Annotated in this window: 7 protein-coding genes; 5 read left to right on the forward strand and 2 right to left on the reverse strand. The window is 32.8% G+C overall.

Annotated elements, in window-relative coordinates:
• Positions 1–130: 130 nt before the first annotated feature.
• From DWY01_RS11200 to DWY01_RS11215, 4 genes are all read left to right on the forward strand, one after another.
• Positions 131–436: a hypothetical protein gene (locus DWY01_RS11200; protein ID WP_199519962.1), complete on the forward strand. Its 306-nt coding sequence runs from the start codon at positions 131–133 to the stop codon at positions 434–436.
• 113 nt (positions 437–549) lie between these two features.
• Positions 550–828: a hypothetical protein gene (locus DWY01_RS11205; protein WP_117571953.1), complete on the forward strand. Its 279-nt coding sequence runs from the start codon at positions 550–552 to the stop codon at positions 826–828.
• The gene (locus DWY01_RS11210; protein WP_117571954.1) at positions 815–1,036 is read left to right on the forward strand and encodes a hypothetical protein; all 222 of its coding nucleotides are present in this window, start codon (positions 815–817) and stop codon (positions 1,034–1,036) included. The genes DWY01_RS11205 and DWY01_RS11210 overlap by 14 nt, the downstream gene beginning before the upstream one ends.
• Position 1,037: 1 nt before the next feature.
• Positions 1,038–1,322, forward strand: a complete 285-nt coding sequence (locus tag DWY01_RS11215; protein WP_117571955.1) for a DUF4160 domain-containing protein — start codon at positions 1,038–1,040, stop codon at positions 1,320–1,322.
• A 49-nt stretch (positions 1,323–1,371) separates the two neighbouring features.
• Here the strand turns inward: DWY01_RS11215 and DWY01_RS11220 are convergent, their stop codons facing one another.
• A complete protein-coding gene (locus tag DWY01_RS11220) occupies positions 1,372–2,601 on the reverse strand; it encodes a glutamate-5-semialdehyde dehydrogenase (RefSeq protein ID WP_117996199.1) in 1,230 nt (409 codons plus the stop codon).
• Position 2,602: 1 nt separating this feature from the next.
• Positions 2,603–3,379: a glutamate 5-kinase gene (proB, locus tag DWY01_RS11225; RefSeq protein WP_117996200.1), complete on the reverse strand. Its 777-nt coding sequence runs from the start codon at positions 3,377–3,379 to the stop codon at positions 2,603–2,605.
• 130 nt (positions 3,380–3,509) lie between these two features.
• Here proB and DWY01_RS11230 point away from each other — a divergent pair, with 130 nt between their 5' ends.
• A complete protein-coding gene (locus DWY01_RS11230; RefSeq protein ID WP_199519963.1) occupies positions 3,510–3,998 on the forward strand; it encodes a PAS domain-containing protein in 489 nt (162 codons plus the stop codon).
• Positions 3,999–4,036 lie beyond the last annotated feature (38 nt).

The following is a 4,036-nucleotide window of genomic DNA, read 5'->3' on the forward strand; positions in this document are numbered from 1 at the left end:
AAGCATTAAAATTTAAAATTTATCTATTTTATGAGTCCTTTTTCTTGACATAGTACCAACGTGATACATTGAAGAAACGGAATAAATTATATAGAATGACTTTGAAGAAATGAAAATTCAGGTGTACCCAATGGACTATGAAGAATTTTGTGATGTCACGGGAAATAGTCAGAGACTGTTAAATCAGATATATGATAGTGGTTCACCAATAGGGCAGGCAACCAATCGAAAGTTAATGAGAGATTTAAGAATATATATGGCTGTTGGTGGTATGCCTCAGGCTGTAGAAGCATATGTGGCTGGGAAAAACTTTTCAGAAATTGATATGGTTAAAAGACAGATTATTACTCTTTATGAGGAAGATTTTAAAAAGAACGATGCTTCTGGAAGATTACTATTGAAATCATTTTATCTTGTGCCTTTTATAAGTGCTTAGTAGATTTTAGAAAGTAGGCAGTAAGTTGAAATCTTGCGCATTAGATTATAAATTCATTTTGTTGAAATACATTTAAGATAAACGTATAATTTGGATGATGAGGAGGCGATATTATGATGAACGAAGCCGTTTTAAGTAACGAAAAAAACTATACGAAATTTCAATTTGGCAATCATGTAATTCGCTTTGTAGCACCATATTCTTTAGAGTATTACACTGAAGTAAAAGAATGGGATAATGGGTATTTAGTTGTAATGGCAAAATATAAACATAATGAACAGCCGGAAGAAGAGTATATTGATCTTATTCCTATTTTAAAAAATCTATATTTTGATACAGATGAGTTTTGTAAACAAATTAAAGGAGTGAAGGTTGCAAATGATAGATATTAAAATAATTGCAGATGAGGCAGACATGATAGTGAATGGGTATGCATTTAAACGTTGTAAAGAAGGATACAGAGTGTTGAATTTAAATCGACCTGATCGAGCTACAGTTCTTTCGTTGGATGGAAAAGTGTTGGAAACAAGTATGGATGATATTGAAATTCGTATTGTGATAAATTACCTTGAAAAAAATCGTAAGTTTATGGAGGAATGAAATGCCGAAATATTATGAGTTTAAAATAGCAGGATATTATTTATATTTTACATCATATTGCGTAATTGAATGCATGCATGTTCATGCGAGTGATCGTAAACTTACTGAATCAGGATCCGCAAAATTTTTTGTGAAGGATAATGGAGATACAGTTCTACAAAATCGTGGAATTCTTAATGATAGAGAAATTAGAAAAATTCAAGAATTTATTAAACAAAACTATCAAGAAATGTATTTAAAATGGTCTGAATATAGTATTGAGAGTTATTACGGACAAAAGAATTAGATGATAACGAAAATAAAAAACAGGCAACTTCTAAATTGCCTGTTTTTGTTTATCGAATCTGTCCGTTACCCTGGACTATGTATTTATATGTGGTTAATTCTTCAAGTCCCATAGGACCTCTGGCATGAAGCTTTTGTGTGGAAATGCCAATCTCACAACCTAAGCCAAATTGACCGCCATCCGTAAAGCGTGTGGAACAATTCACATAAACGGCTGCACTATCTATAGATTGAGTGAATAATCTGGCATGTTCTTTATTTGTAGTTAGAATGGATTCACTATGTTTTGTTGAATGCTTTGAAATATGTTCAATGGCTTCTTCTACAGAATCTACAATTTTAATAGCTAGAATATAATCTAGAAATTCGGTATCGAAATCTAGTTCTGTAGCTTTTGTGCCATCAATGATTTTTTGTGCTCTATCATCCAATCTTAATTCAACTGGATATGTATCTAGTTGTTTCTTTAACTTTGGTAAGAATTCATCGGCCACTTTCGAATTCACTAATAAAACTTCTTCTGCATTACAAACACTTGGTCTTGAACATTTCGCATTTTCAATGACTTTTACAGCCATATCTTGATCAACTTCATCATCCACATAAATGTGACAAATACCTGTACCCGTTTGAATACATGGCACTTTGGCATGCTCTACACAACGTGAAATTAAATTTTTTCCACCTCTAGGAATCAATAGATCAATATAGCCTACGCCCTCCATTAATTCATTGGCACTTTGATGTGTTGTATCCTGAATCAATTGAACAATATTTGGATTTATATCACATTTTTGAATGCCCTCTTGTAGTGCTTGTACAATCGCATTGGCACTATTCCAGGCTTCCTTACCAATTCTTAAAATACAAGTGTTTCCACTTTTGATGCATAAAGTAGCTGCATCACTTGTGACATTGGGTCTGCTTTCATAAATAATCGCAATGACACCTAATGGTACACTTACTTTTTGAACAACTAGACCATTCTCTAATGTTCTTTCATTCAATACTTTTCCAGTTGGATCTTTTAATTTGACAACATCTAAAATGCCTTGAGCCATATCATTCAATCTTTGATTATTTAACTTCAAGCGATCTTTCATGACATCACTTACTACAGCTTTTTCTAAATCGATTTTGTTCGCATTTAAAATATCTTTTTTATGAGCTAATAAAGATTGTGCCATAGATTCTAAGATTTCATTCTTCTTTGTTTCATCACACAACATCAATGATTGAGTGGCAGCCTTGGCATTTTCCATGATTTGTATAGTTGTCATATTATGCTCCTTTCTTGGCTACAAAGCGAGTACCCATACTTTCATTATCTAAAATAGAATATAAAGCTTCTGGCTTTTGACCATTGGTAATAATCATATCTAGTCCTGCATCCATACATGTTTTGGCAGCCTCTAACTTTGTCTTCATACCACCCGTACCGACATAGGAATTGACGCCTTGTCCAAAGCTTAAAATCTTATCATCCAATTCATAAACTACTGGAATTAATTTCGCATTTTCATTCTTATGAGGGTCATCATCATACAATCCATTGATGTCCGATAAGATGATATATAAATCGGCATGAATGTTCTTAGCTAGAATAGCACCCAAATTATCATTATCTCCAATTACGATTTCTTCAGTCGCAATTGTATCATTTTCATTCACAATAGGTAGTACATTTCTTTTTAATAAATGTTCCATAGTATTGATGAAGTTTGTTTTTCGATCGTTATTTTCAATATCCGCCTTAGTAATTAAAATTTGACCAACAATATGATTATATTGTGAGAACAAGGAATCATATGTATACATCAATTCACATTGTCCAATGGCTGCACAAGCTTGTTTTCCAGGAAGATCCTGCGGCTTAGAATCTAAACCTAATTTTCCCATGCCCATGCCGATGGCTCCACTTGATACAAGAATGACTTCATGTCCTGCATTCTTGATGTCGCTTAATACTTCGCATAACTGTTTCATTCTACGAATGTGCAAAAGACCTGTATTTTCGTATGCCAAAGTGCTTGTACCTACTTTAATTACTACACGCATATATTTCACTTCCTTTTCAAAAAAATATTTTTATAATAATAACACAATTTTATATTTCTATAATACTTTTTTCTGCCCTTTCATTGAGAACGCTATCATTATTAGATATAATAATCGTATGGACAAAATAATGAATCAAGTTTTAAAAGAGAACTCAATTGGATTATGGAAATTAGATGGGAATCAATTGTATGGGGATGATTGTTTCTTAAATTTGATTGGTGTATCAAAAGAAATGGATGCACAAGCATGCTTAAAATTTCATTTATCACATGTACATCCTGAAGATCAAGAGCAATTTGGAGAATACGTAAGAAAACTAAGCGAAGAAAGAACGGAAATAGTGTATCGGTTTTTACATCCTGAAAAAGGGGTTATGATGATTCGTTGTTCAGGTAAGAAAATGGAAGATGGTTCGATTGCCGGTATCCATCAGGATATCAGTGATATTGTACGTTTGGAGAAGGATAAGATCGTTGAATCCTATCTTGCAGAAACAAATGTAAAGCTTCGTAATCAAAATGAAGCTCAAAACGATTACTATAAGGAAATCTTGGATGAACTACCATGTGGTGTATTCGCATATACAGTGAAAGAACTGATGTTAGCATATAAATAGGACTAGTCAAAAAGAGAAAATTTACACCAGTGGTACAA

Origin of the sequence: Eubacterium sp. AF22-8LB (assembly GCF_003458715.1) — a bacterium.
Lineage (GTDB): Bacteria > Bacillota_I > Bacilli_A > Erysipelotrichales > Erysipelotrichaceae > Holdemanella.

Coding starts and splice junctions, on each gene's coding strand:
- DWY01_RS11215 (WP_117571955.1), top strand. CDS start 1,038: ATGCCGAAATATTATGAGTTTAAAATAGCAGGATATTATTTATATTTT.
- DWY01_RS11205 (WP_117571953.1), top strand. CDS start 550: ATGATGAACGAAGCCGTTTTAAGTAACGAAAAAAACTATACGAAATTT.
- DWY01_RS11200 (WP_199519962.1), top strand. CDS start 131: ATGGACTATGAAGAATTTTGTGATGTCACGGGAAATAGTCAGAGACTG.
- DWY01_RS11220 (WP_117996199.1), bottom strand. CDS start 2,601: ATGACAACTATACAAATCATGGAAAATGCCAAGGCTGCCACTCAATCA.
- DWY01_RS11210 (WP_117571954.1), top strand. CDS start 815: ATGATAGATATTAAAATAATTGCAGATGAGGCAGACATGATAGTGAAT.
- proB (WP_117996200.1), bottom strand. CDS start 3,379: ATGCGTGTAGTAATTAAAGTAGGTACAAGCACTTTGGCATACGAAAAT.
- DWY01_RS11230 (WP_199519963.1), top strand. CDS start 3,510: ATGAATCAAGTTTTAAAAGAGAACTCAATTGGATTATGGAAATTAGAT.